The organism is Solibacillus sp. FSL R7-0682 (genome assembly GCF_038005985.1).
Classification (GTDB): domain Bacteria; phylum Bacillota; class Bacilli; order Bacillales_A; family Planococcaceae; genus Solibacillus.
In genome coordinates, this window is record NZ_JBBOUI010000001.1 from 107,501 (window position 1) to 125,979 (window position 18,479).

The window sequence follows — 18,479 nt, forward strand, 5'->3', positions numbered from 1 at the left end:
TTGAGCTGTGATGACGAGCTCGTATGAGCGAAGTTCCTGATTTCACACTGCCAAGAAAAGCCTCTATCGAGGTGAGAGGTGCCCGTACCGCAAACCGACACAGGTAGTCGAGGAGAGAATCCTAAGGTGTGCGAGAGAACTCTCGTTAAGGAACTCGGCAAAATGACCCCGTAACTTCGGGAGAAGGGGTGCTCTTGAGCGTGCAAGCGCATGAGAGCCGCAGTGAATAGGCCCAGGCGACTGTTTAGCAAAAACACAGGTCTCTGCAAAACCGTAAGGTGACGTATAGGGGCTGACGCCTGCCCGGTGCTGGAAGGTTAAGAGGAGTGGTTAGCGCAAGCGAAGCTGCGAATTGAAGCCCCAGTAAACGGCGGCCGTAACTATAACGGTCCTAAGGTAGCGAAATTCCTTGTCGGGTAAGTTCCGACCCGCACGAAAGGCGTAACGATCTGGGCACTGTCTCAACGAGAGACTCGGTGAAATTATAGTACCTGTGAAGATGCAGGTTACCCGCGACAGGACGGAAAGACCCCGTGGAGCTTTACTGTAGCCTGATATTGAATTTTGGTACAACTTGTACAGGATAGGTAGGAGCCAGAGATCTCGGAGCGCCAGCTTCGAAGGAGGCGTCGGTGGGATACTACCCTGGTTGTATTGAACTTCTAACCCATGCCCCTTAGCGGGGTAGGAGACAGTGTCAGGCGGACAGTTTGACTGGGGCGGTCGCCTCCTAAAAGGTAACGGAGGCGCCCAAAGGTTCCCTCAGAATGGTTGGAAATCATTCGAAGAGTGTAAAGGCATAAGGGAGCTTGACTGCGAGACCTACAAGTCGAGCAGGGTCGAAAGACGGGCTTAGTGATCCGGTGGTTCCGCATGGAAGGGCCATCGCTCAACGGATAAAAGCTACCCCGGGGATAACAGGCTTATCTCCCCCAAGAGTCCACATCGACGGGGAGGTTTGGCACCTCGATGTCGGCTCATCGCATCCTGGGGCTGTAGTCGGTCCCAAGGGTTGGGCTGTTCGCCCATTAAAGCGGTACGCGAGCTGGGTTCAGAACGTCGTGAGACAGTTCGGTCCCTATCCGTCGTGGGCGTAGGAAATTTGAGAGGAGCTGTCCTTAGTACGAGAGGACCGGGATGGACACACCGCTGGTGTACCAGTTGTCTTGCCAAAGGCATCGCTGGGTAGCTATGTGTGGACGGGATAAGTGCTGAAAGCATCTAAGCATGAAGCCCCCCTCAAGATGAGATTTCCCATTACGCAAGTAAGTAAGACCCCTGAAAGACGATCAGGTAGATAGGTTCGAGGTGGAAGTGCGGTGACGTATGGAGCTGACGAATACTAATCGGTCGAGGACTTAACCACATTTTATTGCATAATTCAATGAAACGTTTATCCAGTTTTGAAAGAACAAACTTTCATAGTGAAGTGATGATGGCAAAGAGGTCACACCCGTTCCCATACCGAACACGGAAGTTAAGCTCTTTAGCGCCGATGGTAGTTGGGGGCTTCCCCCTGCGAGAGTAGGACGTCGCTTCGCTCAAAAAGTCGCTGCTGATTTTATCAGTAGTGGCTTTTTTATTTTGTACAAAAAATATTAGTTATCCTCCTCTTTGCCTTTTCTTTTATACTTCATCTATAAATTATTTAAAATAGTAGTCATCAATAACTCATTTAAAATTCATATATACTTTTAATGGCGTTTCAATTCATTTTCAATGATAATAAGCAAGATGGGAGGAATGTGAAATGACTATACCCTTTTTAACCGTTGCTGATGTAAGATTAATTGAAAAACAAGTTAACAAAATTTTGTCTGCTTATATGACCTCAAAAGATCCTCATATAATTAATACTGTTCGAGGGCTCGCTACAGCAGAACTTCGTGAAAATTTAACAGTAGTGGATGAAACAATCCTGTCCGAAGTTGAAACTATTTCAGAAACTATAGGAGCAGAACTCTTTATTAATAGCTTAAAAGCCTACACAGTTCCATTTAAAGCAATCTCGGAAAAGGAACTACAAAAGTTATTTCGAAAAGAGAAAAAGCTAAGACTACCTAATTTAGAGAGAGTAAATTGGTATGGCATTAGCTATTTATCTTGGCTTGATGTAAGTACGCATCGCCAATATATCGTAATAGAGAAAGAAGATGAATATATTGGCTTAAGAGGTGTGGTAAAGCTTCAAAAGCCTATTAAGGGTGTTTGTGCGATTTGTAATCAGCATAGTGATGTTCATTTGTTTACGGCTACTGTAAAGGGGCAGGCAGATGCTTATACATCATATAGTAATTATATTTGTGATAATGTCGAAAGTTGTAATTCCAATGTGAGCAATTACACTAAGCTTGAGGCGTTTGTTGCACGTAATATCATATAGTATTTTAGATCATGGTATAGACTACCTTGATCTTTTTTATTTATAACATACTTGAAACTTTTTCCTATTACTTCCGTAAAAATGGTAAAGCTATATTGGAAGGAAGGGAATTATGAAAAGAATTATTTGCTTAGCAAGTATGTCACTATTATTAACTGCATGTGGAGAAAATGAATCAAAAGAGGAGCAATCGAACTCGTCTACAGAATTAGTGAAGGAGGAGGGAGAGATGGAAGTGTCAAACGTGATGCTCGGTAAGTGGCAAGGAATGATCGACATTCCTCAGGCGCCTTTAGAAATTATATTAACGCTAGGGAAAGATAAAGGAAGCATGTCAGTACCTGTACAAGGTTTAACTGATTTTCCATTTGAATCGATAAAATATGATGATACAAGTGTAGCCATTCAAATTGATTTAGCAGGTGCCCTTATAAAAATTGACGGGGAATTGGTTGGAGATCAAATTATTGGAACGTTTACGCAAAACGGACAGTCGTTTCCGCTAAAATTAAAGATCTATAAAGAGCAGCCATTATCCTATGACTCCCTAGCCATTCCTGTAAAGGGTGGAGATTTAAAGGTAGCGCTTCAAATGCCAGAACAACCTACTGGTGAAATTGTTATTATCCATGCTGGTTCAGGACCAACAAATAAAGATGGCAATACATTAGGTGGTGGCTCGAATAATAGTTTAAAGATGATTGCAGAAGAATTAGCAGAACAGGGTATTGCTTCAATTCGATTTGATAAACGGGGGATTGGTGAGAATAGAGCGTTACTAACTAAGGAAGAAAATCTAGTATTGGAAGCTTATGTAGAAGATGTAGAATCCATTATTGACTATGTGAAAGAAGATGACCGTTTTAATAAAATACATTTAATAGGGCATAGCGAAGGGGCACTAATTATGACCTTAGTTGCGCATAAAGTAGACATAGCTTCTTTAACACTCTTAGCAGGAGCCGGAAGAGCAGCAGATATTATTTTAAATGAGCAATTAACATCAAACTTACCACCGAATTTGTTGACAGAGGCAAAAGCTACTTTAGAAAAGTTAAAGGCAGGAGAAAAGGTTACGAACGTATCAGCTGAATTACAATCTCTATTTAGGCCATCTGTACAACCGTATTTGATCTCGTGGTTAAAATACGCACCTCAAAATGAGTTAAGCAAAGTTAAGGTACCTGTTCTAATCATACAAGGGGAAAATGATATCCAAGTGACAAAAGAAGATGGGCAAGCACTAAAAGCAGCAAAGCCTGATGCGACGGTTTATTATTTTGAAAAAATGAATCACGTATTAAAAGATGTTTCTGTTGACCGAGAAGAAAATGTAGCGAGCTACTCAAATCCGTCACTTCCATTAGCAAGTGGATTAATAGAAAAAATAGTTCAATTTATTAAGTAAAATAAGAAAAATGCTGGATTCAAAGCGAGAATTCAGCTTTATTTTTTGGGGGATCTCCCTAGATATTAGTAGTACAGCAAAAAAATTCTCGTTTAAGCAAAAAATTCGAAAAATATCGAAAAATACTCTAATAATTATAAAAAACCTCTTGTATAAATTTCTTTCGTTGTTATAATAATAAATGTATTCAAAAGAATGTTGAAGTACATACATAATATAGTAACGTTCCGAAGTAGCTCAGTGGTAGAGCAACCGGCTGTTAACCGGTTGGTCGTAGGTTCGAGTCCTACCTTCGGAGCCATTTTTTTGCTTATTTTTAGAAAAAATTCAAGTTTAAATAGAAAATAAATATTTTAAAAAAAGTTTCAAAAAAAGAGTTGCGCTAACAGAGAAAAGATGATATTATAAATCTTGTCTTAAAGAGGACAAAGATTATTACGAATGGCCCGTTGGTCAAGTGGTTAAGACACCGCCCTTTCACGGCGGTAACACGGGTTCGAATCCCGTACGGGTCACCATTTAAGGCTTCATAAAAAAATAAAAATAACACTTGTTACGTATGGAGGATTAGCTCAGCTGGGAGAGCACCTGCCTTACAAGCAGGGGGTCGGCGGTTCGAGCCCGTCATCCTCCACCATTATTTTAACAGTGTTGTACTTATGTCGGAGGGGTAGCGAAGTGGCTAAACGCGGCGGACTGTAAATCCGCTCCTTAGGGTTCGGCGGTTCGAATCCGTCCCCCTCCACCATCTAATTAAATGATTGGGGTATAGCCAAGCGGTAAGGCAACGGATTTTGATTCCGTCATGCCTAGGTTCGAATCCTAGTACCCCAGCCATTTTTTTTATTTTTTATGAGCCATTAGCTCAGTTGGTAGAGCATCTGACTTTTAATCAGAGGGTCGAAGGTTCGAGTCCTTCATGGCTCACTTTTCATTTATAATTATAATATGAAGTGTACTTAAATATAAAAATCCAATCCTTTACTTAAAATACTTAGTAAAGGATTTTTTGCGTTCAAAAAGGGAAATGATAACCTTGTCTCGAATTTGATGTAAGAGTAATAGTGGAGATGAGAAAAGGGAAGTATGAGACTTATTTGAGCACAATTGGGAGATGACAATCATGGAGAAAAAAGAAGTTTCAATTATTGGCGTACCATGTGATTATGGTCAACAACGGCGTGGAGTCGATATGGGTCCAAGCGCAATTCGATATGCGGGGTTACAACATCGTTTAGTTATGCTTGGGTACGATGTCGAGGATGAAGGCAATATTCAAGTAGTAGACCGAGATGTTTTAAGTGAAGTGGATGAAAAGCTTTTAAACCTAGATGAGGTAGTTAAGGTTAACACAGCATTAGCTGAGAAAGTGCGAGACGTACTTGAAATGAATAGATTTCCTTTAGTGCTTGGTGGCGACCATAGTATTGCAATTGGGACGTTAGCAGGCCTTTCTATGAAATATGAGAATATGGGCATTATTTGGTTTGATGCTCATGCAGATCTAAATACACCCGAAACAACTCCTTCTGGAAATATCCATGGTATGCCGCTTGCAACAAGCTTAGGTCTTGGTCATGAAAGATTGACGTCAATTTTACATGGTGCACCAAAAATTAAACAGGAGAACATTGTTATTATTGGGGGTCGCTCAATTGATGAGGGTGAACGTCTTCTTATTAAAGAGCGCGGCATTAAAGTGTATACAATGCATGAAATTGATCGTTTAGGAATGACCTATGTAATGGAAGAAACAATAAAATATTTTAAAGAGCGTAAAATTGATGGGCTTCACTTATCATTGGATTTAGATGCTTTAGATCCATTGTATACACCGGGTGTAGGGACGCCAGTAGCAGGTGGGATTACGTACAGGGAAAGCCACTTAGCAATGGAAATGATACAAGAGTCAGGCCTCCTTACATCGACAGAATTTGTAGAGGTAAATCCAATCTTAGATGAGCGCAATAAAACAGCAGATGTTGCGGTCGCGTTGATTGGTTCGTTATTTGGGGAAACTTTAGTGTGAAAATTGAAAAATATCCCATTCTTTACCGAGAAATTTGTTATAATAAATAACGGATTTTGCGGTGGTTGAAATGTAGCCTTTTTTTCAAAAAAGTTTTACGTTAAAAGTGAAACCTTTTGGCAACCTAACCGTAAATATAGAACAGCTAAAAAGGTGGAGAGAAAAGACAATGGATGCGTTAGTGAATAAAAGAATAAAGCAAGTGCTTAAAGGTGATCAAAACGCATATGCCGATATTGTTAACCTCTACCAGCACAAGCTGTATCAAGTATGTTACCGGATGCTTGGTAACAAACAAGAAGCGGAGGATATTGCACAGGAAGCTTTTATACGTGCTTATATTAACTTACATTCTTACGACCAAAAAAGGAAATTTTCTACATGGCTTTACCGAATCGCAACGAATCTTTGTATTGACCGTATACGAAAGAAGAAGCCAGATTATTATTTAGATGCTGAGGTCGCCGGTACGGATGGTCTTGATATGTACTCACAAATTGCTGCAGACGAACAACTTCCTGAGGAAGCCGTTGAGCAAATGGAGCTTCAAGATCGTATCCAATATGAAATCAGCCGCTTACCAGACAAATATCGTTCGGTAATCGTTTTAAAATATATTGAAGAAATGTCGCTTCAAGAAATTAGTGAAATTTTAGATATGCCACTAGGGACGGTAAAAACGCGTATCCACCGTGGACGAGAAGCTTTACGAAAGCAGTTAAATAATTTATAGGAGGACGATACGCATGAAAACGTGTGCATCAGAATTCGTCAATTATATGCACGAATATTTAGATGGTGATATTAGTCGTGAGCATGAGCAACAGCTGAAGCTTCACTTACAAACATGCCCTGATTGCCAACAACATATGCATGAATTAAGTGACACGGTTGCGTTTATCAAGAGTGCAGCGCATATTACTGCCCCTCCTGGCTTTGAGGAACAAGTAATAGGTCGTTTACCGAAACGCAAAAGTTCTGTCGGCATAAAACGTTGGTTCCGCCAGCATCCAGTGTTAGTGGCAGCAGCTGTATTTTGCTTATTCATGAGTGCTACATTGCTAGGTAACTACTCAAATGACAATCAATTCTCTGTTACAAAGCAACCTAATTTAGTTGTAGATGGCCAAACCGTAACGGTGCCAGCAGGTGAAGTTGTAAAAGGAGATATCGTCGTAAAAAATGGGGATATTGTCATTGAAGGTGAAGTTGATGGGAATGTAACTGTGATTAACGGCAATTACATGGCATCGACAGCAGTTGTGACAGGGCAAGTGGAAGAAATTGACGAAGTGTTTGAATGGCTATGGTACAACATTAAAAGTGGATTTAATGATTTTGTTGGGTTATTTGAATAATGTTGAAACTTTTTACTAAAAAATGACGTTCTATAAAAGAAAGCAAAGTCTACTCGTTTGAGTAGACTTTTTTCTTTGAGAAAGTTAATCTACTGCCAAATTGTGCTATACTAAAGGCAGTATGGATTAGCTATTAAAAGTGGGGGATGCCACGTGCAAATAATTGAGCAATTTACAGATATCACAGCAATCGAAGTGATATTGAAATTATTAGACGTACTGCTCGTGTGGTACGTAATTTATAAAGCATTAACCCTGATCAAAGGAACAAAAGCAGTACAGTTATTAAATGGTCTATTTGTTATTGTTTTAGCAAAATTGGCTACCTATGTGTTAGGGTTAGACACGTTAGATTGGTTATTACAAGAAGTCATCGATTGGGGTTTCTTAGCCATCATCATTATCTTCCAGCCAGAAATACGTAGGGCACTTGAGCAAATTGGACGAGGGAAAATTTTTCAGCGGACAAATAATCAGCAAGATGATGAGCAAAATCGTTTAATTGAAGCGATGAAAAAATCTGTTAGTTACATGGCAAAACGTCGCATTGGTGCGTTAATTTCCATTGAAAGAGAAACAGGTCTGAATGAATATGTAGAAACGGGTATTAAAATGGATGCTCAAATTTCTTCAGAACTGATGATTAATATTTTTATTCCAAATACGCCACTCCATGATGGTGCGGTCATTATTCAAAAAAATCAAGTTGCAGCTGCAGCATGTTATTTACCACTTTCAGAAAGTGCGTTTATTTCAAAGGAGCTAGGGACACGTCACCGAGCAGCACTTGGCTTGAGTGAAGTGACTGATGCTATAACAGTTGTTGTTTCTGAGGAAACAGGTGCCATAAGTATTACGGCAAATGGCAACTTGCACCGCAATATTTCTATACAGGAATTTGAAGAGCTACTACGTAAAATGTGGTTTGGCCCTGAGCAAGATTCTAACTTAGCATCTAAGTGGACTTGGGGAGGGAAGAAGAATGGATAAGTTATTCGATAGCCCGTGGATGCTACGTATAGCATCACTTTTATTAGCAGGATTATTATTCTTTTATATTCAAACAGAAGCCAATCGTCAAAATGAAAATGGTACATCAAATGAGACAGATGTTATTACAAATGTCCCATTAGAAGTGTATTATGATGACGAGAATTTATTCGTCACTGGTGTACCAGAAACAGTTGATGTGAAAATTTCTGGACCGACGCCAATTGTATTAAAAACAAAGCTTGAAAAGGATTTTAAAGTTTTTGTTGATTTAAACTCATTGTTAATTGGCGAACATAGCGTTACAATACAGCAAGAAAACTTTTCTGAAAAACTAGAAGTGGCAATTGAACCACGAACAATCAATATTGAAATAGAAGAGAAAATAACAGAAGAGTTTCGTGTTGAGCCAGAGATGAACAATCGCCTTGTGGCAGAGGATCACTTCGTAAAGGGTATGAAAGCTGAGCCTGGCCGTGTATCCATTACAGGAGCAAAAAGTGTCATTGATAGCATAAGCTATGTAAAAGCCACTGTTACAGGTGAAAAGGGATTAAACAAATCATTTGAGCAAGAAACTACTGTAAAAGTTTTAGATAGAGATTTAAATAAGCTTGATGTACGAATTAATCCTGAAAAAATAAAAGTACAAGTAGAGATTAATGAATATAGTCGAGAGCTCCCGCTTACAATTAAAGAAATAGGGGAAGCTAATGAAGGTGTAACAATTGAAAAGTTAACAGTGGAGCCTTCAAAAATCGCTGTTTTTGGTACAAAGGCATCATTAGATGTTCTAGATCATGTAGAAGTAGAAGTGGATCTAGCTAAAATTACAGAATCAGGTTCATATGAGTTTGAGGTAGCAATGCCTACTGGCGCAACAAAATTATCAAAAAATAAAATTATGATTCATGCAACCGTAATTAGTGAGCAAGTCAATATAGAGGAGTCAACGGATAGCCAAGTTGATGCAGATACGAATGTAGACGAAGCAGAGGGAAACAACTGAATTACAGCAATGTATGAACGAGCATCCGCTTGATGAGGCGGATAATTTAAACAAACGTATGAAATGTCAAGCGTTGAAGGAGAGAAAAAGTAATGGGTAAATATTTCGGAACAGATGGCGTCCGTGGTGTCGCTAATAGTGAGCTAACACCAGAGTTCGCGTTTAAACTAGGTCGTATTGGCGGCTACGTGTTAACGAAGGATGCAAAAGATCGCCCGAAAGTATTAATTGGACGTGATACACGTATTTCTGGGGAAATGTTAGAGGGCGCATTAGTTGCGGGTCTACTTTCAATCGGTGCAGAAGTAATGCGATTAGGGGTCATCAGTACACCAGGTGTCGCATACTTATCGCGCGTGATGAATGCAGAAGCGGGTGTCATGATTTCAGCATCACACAATCCTGTCGCAGATAACGGCATTAAATTTTTCGGCCCAGACGGCTTTAAATTAACAGACGCACAAGAAGCAGAAATTGAAAGCTTAATTGATGCAGAAGAAGATACATTACCGCGTCCAGTAGGCGCTGCCATTGGATCAGTTACAGACTACTTCGAAGGTGGTCAAAAATATATTTCATACTTAAAACAAACAGTTGATGAAGACTTTATCGGTCTACATGTCGCATTAGATTGTGCGCACGGTGCAACATCGGCTTTAGCAACTCATTTATTTGCAGATTTAGAAGCTGATATTTCAACGATGGGCGCTTCACCAGATGGTTTAAATATTAATGAGGGTGTTGGTTCTACACATCCTGAAAAGCTTGCAGCATTTGTCGTAGAGCGTGGTGCACATATCGGCCTTGCGTTCGATGGTGACGGGGACCGTTTAATCGCAGTAGACGAAGAAGGAAAAATCGTTGATGGTGACCAAATTATGTTCATTATTGGGAAGTACTTAAATGCAAAAGGTCGTTTAAATAAAAATACAGTTGTTTCAACAGTTATGAGTAACATGGGCTTCTACAAGGCGTTAGAAGAAAATGAAATGACAAGTGTTCAAACAGCCGTTGGAGACCGTTATGTTGTAGAAGAAATGCGTGCTAACAACTACAATGTAGGTGGCGAACAATCGGGGCACATCGTATTTTTAGATTACAATACAACAGGTGATGGTTTACTTACAGGGATTCAGCTCGTTGCCATTATGAAAGCGACTGACAAAAAATTATCTGAGCTAGCAGCGGAAATGACAATCTTCCCACAACGTTTAGTAAACGTTCGTGTGACAGACAAGCATGCAGTAACTCAAAATGAAAAAGTGGCTGCTGTCATCACAGAGGTAGAGACAGAAATGGCTGGAAATGGTCGTGTATTAGTCCGCCCATCTGGCACGGAGCCTTTAGTACGTGTAATGGTCGAAGCAGCTACAGAAGAAGCTTGTGAAAACTATGTAAACCGTATTGCCGATGTAGTACGCGCGGAAATGGGATTAGCTGAATAATAAAAAAACACTAGAGCGCTAGAAACAAATTGATTTGTTTCTAGCGCTTTTTTCATAGATGCGATGAAGCAAAATTGAACGTTTAAAATGCTTGTTGAAAGGGAATTCATCTAAATGTACCTTAAATACAAAGGAGTGTTTTACATTGGCAAAGATTGCAACATTGATTACAGATAAGTTTGAAGATGTGGAATTCACAAGTCCAAAAGAGGCACTAGAGGCTGCAGGCCATATACTTGTGACGATTGACAAAGAAGGGAATAAGTCAGTGAAAGGTAAGCGCGGTGAATCAACGGTACAAATTGATAAAGGCGTAGCAGATGTAAATCCTGCAGACTTTGATGCGTTGTTTATCCCAGGTGGATTTTCACCGGATTTACTGCGCGATGATGACCGTGTTGTCGCATTTACAAAGCATTTCATGGATGAAATGAAGCCAGTATTTGCTATCTGTCATGGGCCACAATTGTTAATAACAGCAAAATCATTAGAAGGTCGCGATACAACAGGATACAAATCAATTAAAGTTGATTTAGAATATGCGGGTGCAACCTATCATGATGAAGAGGTTTTCGTCTGTCAAAAGCAGCTTGTCACGAGCCGAACACCGGATGATTTACCAGCATTCAACCGAGAAATTGTGAAGCTTTTAGAAGAAAAGGGTCTTTAAAAATACAAGATTTGTTTGAGAAAATGCCTCGCTTAAATGATTGAAGCGAGGTATTTTTGCTGAATTGCCCCCATCATGGACCTTTATTTGACGAATGAAATATACTTAATGTATGATGAAAATACTTGTGAGATTAATAGCTTGCAAGTGCGCTAAAAGGAGTGAATAATTGCGCAAAAAAAATCGGAAAAACAATAATAGCGCCTGAGCTAAGGAAATAGAGCGGACCATGTAATCCTTAGTTGACGAGGTGGAGGTTTATCGAAATTTCGGCGGGTACCTCCCGACCGCATATGCCCGGTTGTAATTTCGTTTTAAAACAGTAGAGCAATCTGCTGCACAAGAAGACGAAAAGGCATAATACAAAAAAATTATCGTATGCTACATCCTCTCTTACAAAAAAGCGCCAACAGTAGTGATGCATTTACTAAACAGAGTAACTCATCACCATTCGTTGAGTGCTTGAAGCGAATGGGCAAAAGGGCAGAGTGTAGTCTGTTTTCTTATTGCAAAAAACATTCAGGATGTAGCCGATTGATTCGGAGGAAACGAAATTATGTGTGGGATTGTAGGATATAACGGCGTATTAGACGCGAAGGAAATTTTATTAAAAGGCTTAGAGAAATTAGAGTACCGTGGTTATGACTCAGCTGGTATTGCTGTTCATAACGAAGAAGGTATTACTATCTTCAAAGAAAAAGGTCGTATTGCGGATTTACGTAAGGCAGTAGACGAAGATGTAGAAGCAAATGTAGGGATTGGTCATACACGCTGGGCAACACACGGTGTACCAAACCGCTTAAACGCACATCCACATACGAGTGCTTCAGGTCGTTACACATTAGTACACAATGGGGTAATCGAAAACTATCACTTATTACAAAAAGCGTATTTAAAAGGCATCCAAATGCAGTCAGATACGGATACAGAAGTAATCGTTCAGCTAGTGGACTTATTTGCAAAAGAAGGCTTATCAACAGTTGAAGCATTCCGTAAAACGTTATCATTATTACATGGTTCTTATGCGTTAGCACTATTAGATAACGAAGACGTAGAAACAATTTACGTAGCGAAAAACAAATCTCCATTGTTAGTTGGGGTAGGCGATACGTTCAACGTAGTTGCATCTGATGCTATGGCAATGCTACAAGTAACAGATCAATTTGTCGAGTTACACGATAAAGAGGTAGTAATCGTAAAGAAAGACAAAGTAGAAATTTCAACATTAGATGGTCGCCCAGTAGAGCGCGCACCATTCAAAGCGGAATTAGATGCTTCTGATATTGAAAAGGGCACATACCCACACTACATGTTAAAAGAAATGGATGAACAGCCAACAGTTATCCGAAAAATTATTCAAGCTTATGAGCAAGGCGATGATGTCTCAATCGACGCAGATATTTTAGAGGCCATTGCTGAGGCAGATCGTTTATATATTATTGCAGCAGGTACGAGTTACCATGCAGGTTTAATCGGTAAGCAATATTTTGAAAAAATTGCAGGTATTCCAGTAGAAGTACACATTTCAAGTGAGTTCGGCTACAACATGCCATTATTATCGAAAAAACCATTATTTATTTTCATTTCTCAATCAGGAGAAACGGCAGATAGCCGCCAAGTATTAGTAAAAATTAAAGAGCTTGGCTACAAAGCACTAACAGTAACAAACGTACAAGGTTCTACACTTTCTCGTGAAGCGGACTACACATTATTATTACATGCGGGTCCAGAAATTGCAGTTGCTTCTACAAAAGCATATGTAGCGCAAGTAGCAGTTTTAGCAGTAGCAGCTTATGCAGTTGCGAAGAAAACAGGTGTAGCAATTGACTTTGATTTAAAACAAGAGCTTGCGATTGTGGCAAACGGCATTCAAACAATCATTGATTCAAAAGAAACAATGGAGCAAATCGCAGAAGACTTCTTAAAAATTGCACGTAATGCATTCTTCATTGGCCGTAACGTAGACTTCTACGTATCATTAGAGGGCGCATTAAAGCTAAAAGAGATCTCTTATATTCAAGCAGAAGGTTTTGCTGGTGGGGAGTTAAAGCACGGTACAATTGCGTTAATCGAAGAAGGCACACCAGTATTCGCATTAGCAACGCAAAAAGATGTGGCATTAAACATTCGTGGTAATGTGAAGGAAGTCGTAGCGCGCGGCGCGAACGCTTGCATCATTGCAATGGAAGGCTTAGAAGAGGAAGGCGACACATTAATTATCCCTTCTGTTCACGAGCTATTAACACCATTAGTAGCCGTTGTTCCACTGCAATTAATTAGCTATTACGCAGCATTACACCGTCGCTGTGACGTAGATAAACCACGTAACTTAGCGAAATCAGTTACGGTAGAGTAGTGGATATGATAAATGTATTTCTTTATGTAGATTTTAAATAAAGTTATACCGTTTTTAAAAAAGATGTATCGTTTTAAATAAAGTTATACCGTTTTTAAAAAAGTTGCACCGTTTTACTCCTTTAGATTACTATAATCTAAAGGAGTGTTTTTTTATGTCTAAAAGAACTAGGACATCTAAAGTTGAGAAGTGGATTAAAGAAGGTCGAGGTTCTGGAATAGGTGCGGATTATAAACCGTGGTTAAATATTCAGGATGTTTCATCGTTGGGTAGGTCTACACGCTTAAGAGGTATTAAAACAAATAGACAACATGAATTTCTATCGGATTTAGAGCGAAACTATTTTTTTGTGACAGAGTATTCTGATTATGTTGTGGATATTCGAGAACAATTCCCCTTATTACAATTAGAAGAAACAATTGTTATTGCTGATGAGTTAGGTATTAAACATCCTACAGACCCCCAGACGAATGAGCCAATTGTGATGACAACTGATTTTCTCCTCACTATAGATAAAGGTGATGGATTAGTAGAAGTTGCGAGAACAATAAAGATGAAGGATGATCTTTTAAATGAGCGAGTTCTTGAGAAATTCGAAATAGAGCGAGTTTACTGGGAAAGACGACAAATTGATTGGGGTATAGTAACAGAGCTAGAGATTCCTAAAGAAATGGCGCGGAACATTAGCTATATTCACGATTATTATGATATTCAAAGCTACGACGCTTTTCAAAATATAAATCAACAACATATTGAGGATTTAGTAATGGCATTGTTACATAGGATCTTAAATGAAAGTCTGAGTATTAGAGAGATTACAAACGTATTTGATAAAGAAACGCATATGCCTGTAGGTAGTGGAATGACGTTATTTTATCATTTACTGGCAAAGAAAATTATACGAATAGATATGTCAGAGGTTTTCAATGTTGAACAACCTATTGTCATTCAATCAATCGATGAAGGTAAGTTGGAAAAGGTGAAATACGGATGATATATATTAATCAAGTACTTCAATCTGTAAAAGATTCAACTCGTATTCGGATTATTGAAATCGAAGAATCCTATGTGTATTTTGTCAATATTGACGCTAACACATCTATGCCCAAAAAAGAGCTGTATTCCTCATTATTAACCGATATTGAACAAAAAGAGTGGCTTCTTATAACTGATCCCTTTGCACGTGTTGTGAAGGAGGAAGAATTAACCGAGGTTCAAATTTACAAACGTAATACAGACTGGGAAATTATTCAAATGAATTGCGTTCAACATATGGGAAATTTACTCCAAAAAAGTGGTAGGGAAACAAAAATTAAAGAGATTGCAACTACGCTGGATGTTACTCCAACAAAAGTTAAAAAGATACTTAGTCGCTATTGGCAGCGAGGTATGAATAAAAATGCCATGTTACCTGATTATGCAAACTCAGGTGGTCGAGGAAAAACAAAAAATCTAAGTGAGGATAAGGTTGGACGACCACGTAGAGTAACAGTAAATGGTGAATACCGAAGTGGTATTAATATAACGGATGAGATTAAAACACAATTTGAACATGCCATTAATAAATATTATCGTAAAACGAATAACTACTCATTAAAAGATGTGTATCATTTCATTTTGCGTGATTTCTATTCGGAACGTTATAAAGAAAACGGAGAGCTTCAATATCGAATTTGGGAAGCGAATCGTATACCATCCTACCAGCAATTTTACTACTGGTTCAAAAAGTTTGAAGATCCTAAGAAAGATATTGAATTCCGTCAAAGTACTAAGGAATATGAGTTAAAGCATCGACCACTTATTAGTAATTCTAAAGTAGAAACAAATGGTCCAGGGACGCGTTTTCAAATTGATGCAACGGCTGCAGATATCTATTTAGTAAGCTCTTATGATGTAAATAAAGTTATTGGTAGACCTGTTGTTTATGCAGTCGTAGATGTCTACTCACGTATTATTACGGGAATTTATGTTGGTTTAGAGGGACCATCATGGATAGGTGCAATGATGGCACTGGATAATATGATTGCTGATAAGGTTGAATTTTGTAAGCAATATGATATTGAGATTACAGAAGAACAATGGCCGACGTATCATTTACCTGAAATTATCATTGCAGATAGAGGGGAATTTGAAGGGTATTCAGTAGCTGGGCTGATTAATAATTTGAATGTAAAAATTGAAAATACAACGGCTTATCGTGGTGATTTAAAAGGGATTGTTGAGCGTAAATTTAGGACGTTCAACGGAAAAGTAAAACAAAAAGCGCCAGGTGCAATTCAAAAGGAATACCGAGAACGTGGAGACATAGATTATCGGTTAAACGCTACATTGAACTTAAAAGAATTCACTTCATTAATTATTACAATGGTGCTACAACACAATCATAAGATTATTGATAAATATCCAATGGAAAAAGAAATGATAACAGATGGAATTGTACCAACACCTATTAATTTATGGAATTGGGGCATTCAAAACCGTAAAGGCCGTTTGCGTACAATAGATAGAAATATTTTACGATTGAATGTACTACCACGTGAGAAGGCGACTATTTCAAGAGCTGGTATAAAATTTAAAAATTTATTATATGGTTCAAAACGTGCTATAGAGGAACAGTGGTATGCCAAGTTGAAAAATAAAAGCATTGAAATTGTGTATGATCCACGTTCTATAGATAAAATTTACATCCCAAGTGACAATGGTATGGACTACGAAACATGTATTTTGCTAGAGCCAAGTAAACAATATAAATTGGATTTTTTAGAGGATGTTGTTTTTCAGCATCAACTAAGAAATGAGCTAGAAGAAGAGGAACGCTCAAAGCAAGTGCAATTGACTATTAATGCAGACGCAATGATGGAGCAAATTATTAGGGGAGCTGAGAAAAAGAAGAAAAAGGCATTGCATCAACCAACGAGTAAAAAAGAGAAGCTAGAGGCGATTAGAGAAAATAAAGTAAATGAAAAACAAGTTAATCGGGAGGAAGAAAAGTTCGATTTATCTTTTCCCTCTTCTGTAGCTGAGCAGCCGACAGAGGTTATAGATTTTGTATCTAGGACAAAATTAGAAGAACAAAAGGAAGAGAAGTCACCTTCACGTCTTATGGAAAAGTTGAAGAGAAAGCGAGATGAGGAATTTGGAAAAGATGAATAATGTCGTCTTAAAAGGCGATATGGAGGAAGCTCACTATAAGCAACAACTGCTTCCCGAATATATTCAAAATCCTTTTATTGAAGCTCTCCCACCAATTTTTAGTGAAGATGATGTACTAGATCGATTTATGGTGACACCACGCATTAGTGAACAAGATAAGCAAAGCGAGACAAATATTCGTTACCATGTGTTAAAACGCGTGAAGAATTTTATTCAGCCATTACCGATTCATTTTGAGGTAGAGCGACGTTTATCAACATTAATCCGTAGAGGTTATTTAGCTAGAAACCCTTTAGATAAAACATTTTTTGAAAAAATTCGATTACTACATGAATTACGTGAAGATGAAGATCAGGCCCATAAATATATTGATCAACGATTAAATCACATTCGTTCGACAGCAGATAGTTTATCAATAATAGGTATCTCAGGTATTGGTAAAACAACTGCAATCGAACGATTGTTATTAATGTATCCTCAAGTAATTAAGCATGAGGTATATAAGCAACAGCCGTTTAACCGCACACAGATTGTTTGGCTAAAGATAGATTGTCCGTACGATGGTAGTCTTTCAACACTTTGCAAAAGCTTTTTTAAAGCGATTGATGATTTGTTAGGTACACGTTATTTAGAGAAATTCGGCTATTTAAATCGTGTTACATCTACAATGCTTTTACATATGACTTCTTTAGCGAGTATGTACGGCATTGGTGTATTAGTGATTGATGAAATTCAACATTTGCTACATGCAAAGAATGATCAAGAAGAAATGTTAAACTTCTTTGTTACTTTATCTAATACGGTAGGCATTCCAACCGTTCTGATTGGTACATCTAAAGCCCAGCAATTATTTAAAGGGAATTTTAGGCAAGCTCGACGTGCTGCAAGTGATGGAGCTATTATTTGGGATCGGATGGCAGAAGATAGTGAGGAATGGGACTTCTTTTTAGAAACATTATGGGAATTACAATGCCTTAAAACACGTTCTGAGCTAACAGAAAACGTAAAAAAGACATTTTATGAGGAAAGCCAGGGTATTACGTCTGTAGCTGTAAATCTCTTTATATTGGCCCAAGAAAGAGCTTTGTTTGATGAAAGCAATGAGAAAGAGATTATTACAGCAAAAGTGTTGAAGCAAACTGCTAAGAAGGATATGAAAATTATTCAGCCGATGTTAAACGCTATTCGCAATAACGATTTTGCCGCTATGTATAAATATGAGGATATTATGATTAATTTGGACGAATTAATGCAAAATCATAAGCAAAATACAGTGTATGAAGGTCGAGTTAAGGCTGCCATGAAAGAGCGTCGGAATACATTGGAATATAAAAGACACGACATGATAGAGAACTTGAATATAGATATAGTCTCCATTGGTATATTTGATGAACTATCTACTAGAGAGATTCAAAAGTTAGTAGATAAGGTTGTAAAGGCATCAGCAATTGACATAGATTACAATACGATTAAACTTCAAGTAATCCAAGAGTTAGTTATATTGAATCAAAAAGCGAAAGAATGGAAAGAGAAGCCAAACTCATCTAAGAAATTACTTCCATTATTAGACGTAAGAGAGCGTGCGTTGAAACAGAAAAAACATTCATATGAATTATTAGTAAGTCATGGATATATAAAAAATACATTGCAGGAGTTTTATTAATTATATTTTTAACCA

General features: G+C 38.4%; 13 protein-coding genes, 6 tRNA genes and 2 rRNA genes (1 of these 21 cut by a window edge). All 21 read left to right on the forward strand.

The window, feature by feature from the left end; genetic code table 11:
* A 23S ribosomal RNA gene (locus MKZ17_RS00565) occupies positions 1–1,366 on the forward strand; it begins 1,562 nt to the left of the window's first position.
* 59 nt (positions 1,367–1,425) lie between these two features.
* Positions 1,426–1,541, forward strand: a 5S ribosomal RNA gene (gene rrf / locus MKZ17_RS00570).
* 209 nt (positions 1,542–1,750) lie between these two features.
* Positions 1,751–2,383, forward strand: coding sequence for a FusB/FusC family EF-G-binding protein (locus MKZ17_RS00575; RefSeq protein ID WP_340721885.1), 633 nt, complete (start codon positions 1,751–1,753; stop codon positions 2,381–2,383).
* A gap of 112 nt (positions 2,384–2,495) precedes the next feature.
* Positions 2,496–3,791, forward strand: a complete 1,296-nt coding sequence (locus tag MKZ17_RS00580) for an alpha/beta hydrolase (protein WP_340721886.1) — start codon at positions 2,496–2,498, stop codon at positions 3,789–3,791.
* A gap of 226 nt (positions 3,792–4,017) precedes the next feature.
* Positions 4,018–4,092: transfer RNA gene (locus MKZ17_RS00585), tRNA-Asn, on the forward strand.
* A 142-nt stretch (positions 4,093–4,234) separates the two neighbouring features.
* A tRNA-Glu gene (locus MKZ17_RS00590) sits at positions 4,235–4,309 on the forward strand.
* 43 nt (positions 4,310–4,352) lie between these two features.
* A tRNA-Val gene (locus MKZ17_RS00595) sits at positions 4,353–4,428 on the forward strand.
* Between the two features lie 27 nt (positions 4,429–4,455).
* Positions 4,456–4,539, forward strand: a tRNA-Tyr gene (locus MKZ17_RS00600).
* A 14-nt stretch (positions 4,540–4,553) separates the two neighbouring features.
* A tRNA-Gln gene (locus tag MKZ17_RS00605) sits at positions 4,554–4,628 on the forward strand.
* A 17-nt stretch (positions 4,629–4,645) separates the two neighbouring features.
* Positions 4,646–4,718 (forward strand) — tRNA-Lys (locus MKZ17_RS00610).
* A gap of 196 nt (positions 4,719–4,914) precedes the next feature.
* Positions 4,915–5,820 carry an arginase gene (gene rocF, locus MKZ17_RS00615; protein ID WP_340721887.1) on the forward strand — a complete coding sequence of 302 codons (906 nt, stop codon included), beginning with the start codon at positions 4,915–4,917 and terminating at the stop codon, positions 5,818–5,820.
* 169 nt (positions 5,821–5,989) lie between these two features.
* Positions 5,990–6,553, forward strand: coding sequence for an RNA polymerase sigma factor SigW (gene sigW, locus MKZ17_RS00620; protein WP_340721888.1), 564 nt, complete (start codon positions 5,990–5,992; stop codon positions 6,551–6,553).
* A 13-nt stretch (positions 6,554–6,566) separates the two neighbouring features.
* Complete coding sequence (locus MKZ17_RS00625; RefSeq protein ID WP_340721889.1) at positions 6,567–7,178, forward strand: zf-HC2 domain-containing protein; 612 nt, start codon at positions 6,567–6,569, stop codon at positions 7,176–7,178.
* 153 nt (positions 7,179–7,331) lie between these two features.
* Positions 7,332–8,168, forward strand: a complete 837-nt coding sequence (gene cdaA, locus MKZ17_RS00630) for a diadenylate cyclase CdaA (protein ID WP_340721890.1) — start codon at positions 7,332–7,334, stop codon at positions 8,166–8,168.
* Positions 8,161–9,177: a CdaR family protein gene (locus MKZ17_RS00635; RefSeq protein WP_340721891.1), complete on the forward strand. Its 1,017-nt coding sequence runs from the start codon at positions 8,161–8,163 to the stop codon at positions 9,175–9,177. Before cdaA ends, MKZ17_RS00635 begins: the two co-directional genes overlap by 8 nt.
* 92 nt (positions 9,178–9,269) lie before the next feature.
* Positions 9,270–10,622: a phosphoglucosamine mutase gene (glmM, locus tag MKZ17_RS00640; RefSeq protein WP_340721892.1), complete on the forward strand. Its 1,353-nt coding sequence runs from the start codon at positions 9,270–9,272 to the stop codon at positions 10,620–10,622.
* A 145-nt stretch (positions 10,623–10,767) separates the two neighbouring features.
* The gene (locus MKZ17_RS00645) at positions 10,768–11,292 is read left to right on the forward strand and encodes a type 1 glutamine amidotransferase domain-containing protein (RefSeq protein WP_340721893.1); all 525 of its coding nucleotides are present in this window, start codon (positions 10,768–10,770) and stop codon (positions 11,290–11,292) included.
* A 556-nt stretch (positions 11,293–11,848) separates the two neighbouring features.
* Entirely contained in the window at positions 11,849–13,648 is a 1,800-nt protein-coding gene (gene glmS / locus MKZ17_RS00650) for a glutamine--fructose-6-phosphate transaminase (isomerizing) (RefSeq protein WP_340721894.1), read from the forward strand.
* Between the two features lie 154 nt (positions 13,649–13,802).
* Positions 13,803–14,642 carry a TnsA endonuclease N-terminal domain-containing protein gene (locus MKZ17_RS00655; RefSeq protein WP_340721895.1) on the forward strand — a complete coding sequence of 280 codons (840 nt, stop codon included), beginning with the start codon at positions 13,803–13,805 and terminating at the stop codon, positions 14,640–14,642.
* Positions 14,639–16,801 carry a Mu transposase C-terminal domain-containing protein gene (locus MKZ17_RS00660; RefSeq protein WP_340721896.1) on the forward strand — a complete coding sequence of 721 codons (2,163 nt, stop codon included), beginning with the start codon at positions 14,639–14,641 and terminating at the stop codon, positions 16,799–16,801. The genes MKZ17_RS00655 and MKZ17_RS00660 overlap by 4 nt, the downstream gene beginning before the upstream one ends.
* Positions 16,794–18,464, forward strand: a complete 1,671-nt coding sequence (locus MKZ17_RS00665; RefSeq protein ID WP_340721897.1) for an ATP-binding protein — start codon at positions 16,794–16,796, stop codon at positions 18,462–18,464. Before MKZ17_RS00660 ends, MKZ17_RS00665 begins: the two co-directional genes overlap by 8 nt.
* Positions 18,465–18,479 lie beyond the last annotated feature (15 nt).

Bases quoted from the DNA above. Each gene is read 5' to 3' on its own strand.
- MKZ17_RS00575 (WP_340721885.1), top strand. From the start codon at position 1,751: ATGACTATACCCTTTTTAACCGTTGCTGATGTAAGATTAATTGAAAAA.
- MKZ17_RS00580 (WP_340721886.1), top strand. From the start codon at position 2,496: ATGAAAAGAATTATTTGCTTAGCAAGTATGTCACTATTATTAACTGCA.
- rocF (WP_340721887.1), top strand. From the start codon at position 4,915: ATGGAGAAAAAAGAAGTTTCAATTATTGGCGTACCATGTGATTATGGT.
- sigW (WP_340721888.1), top strand. From the start codon at position 5,990: ATGGATGCGTTAGTGAATAAAAGAATAAAGCAAGTGCTTAAAGGTGAT.
- MKZ17_RS00625 (WP_340721889.1), top strand. From the start codon at position 6,567: ATGAAAACGTGTGCATCAGAATTCGTCAATTATATGCACGAATATTTA.
- MKZ17_RS00635 (WP_340721891.1), top strand. From the start codon at position 8,161: ATGGATAAGTTATTCGATAGCCCGTGGATGCTACGTATAGCATCACTT.
- glmM (WP_340721892.1), top strand. From the start codon at position 9,270: ATGGGTAAATATTTCGGAACAGATGGCGTCCGTGGTGTCGCTAATAGT.
- glmS (WP_340721894.1), top strand. From the start codon at position 11,849: ATGTGTGGGATTGTAGGATATAACGGCGTATTAGACGCGAAGGAAATT.
- MKZ17_RS00655 (WP_340721895.1), top strand. From the start codon at position 13,803: ATGTCTAAAAGAACTAGGACATCTAAAGTTGAGAAGTGGATTAAAGAA.
- MKZ17_RS00660 (WP_340721896.1), top strand. From the start codon at position 14,639: ATGATATATATTAATCAAGTACTTCAATCTGTAAAAGATTCAACTCGT.
- MKZ17_RS00665 (WP_340721897.1), top strand. From the start codon at position 16,794: ATGAATAATGTCGTCTTAAAAGGCGATATGGAGGAAGCTCACTATAAG.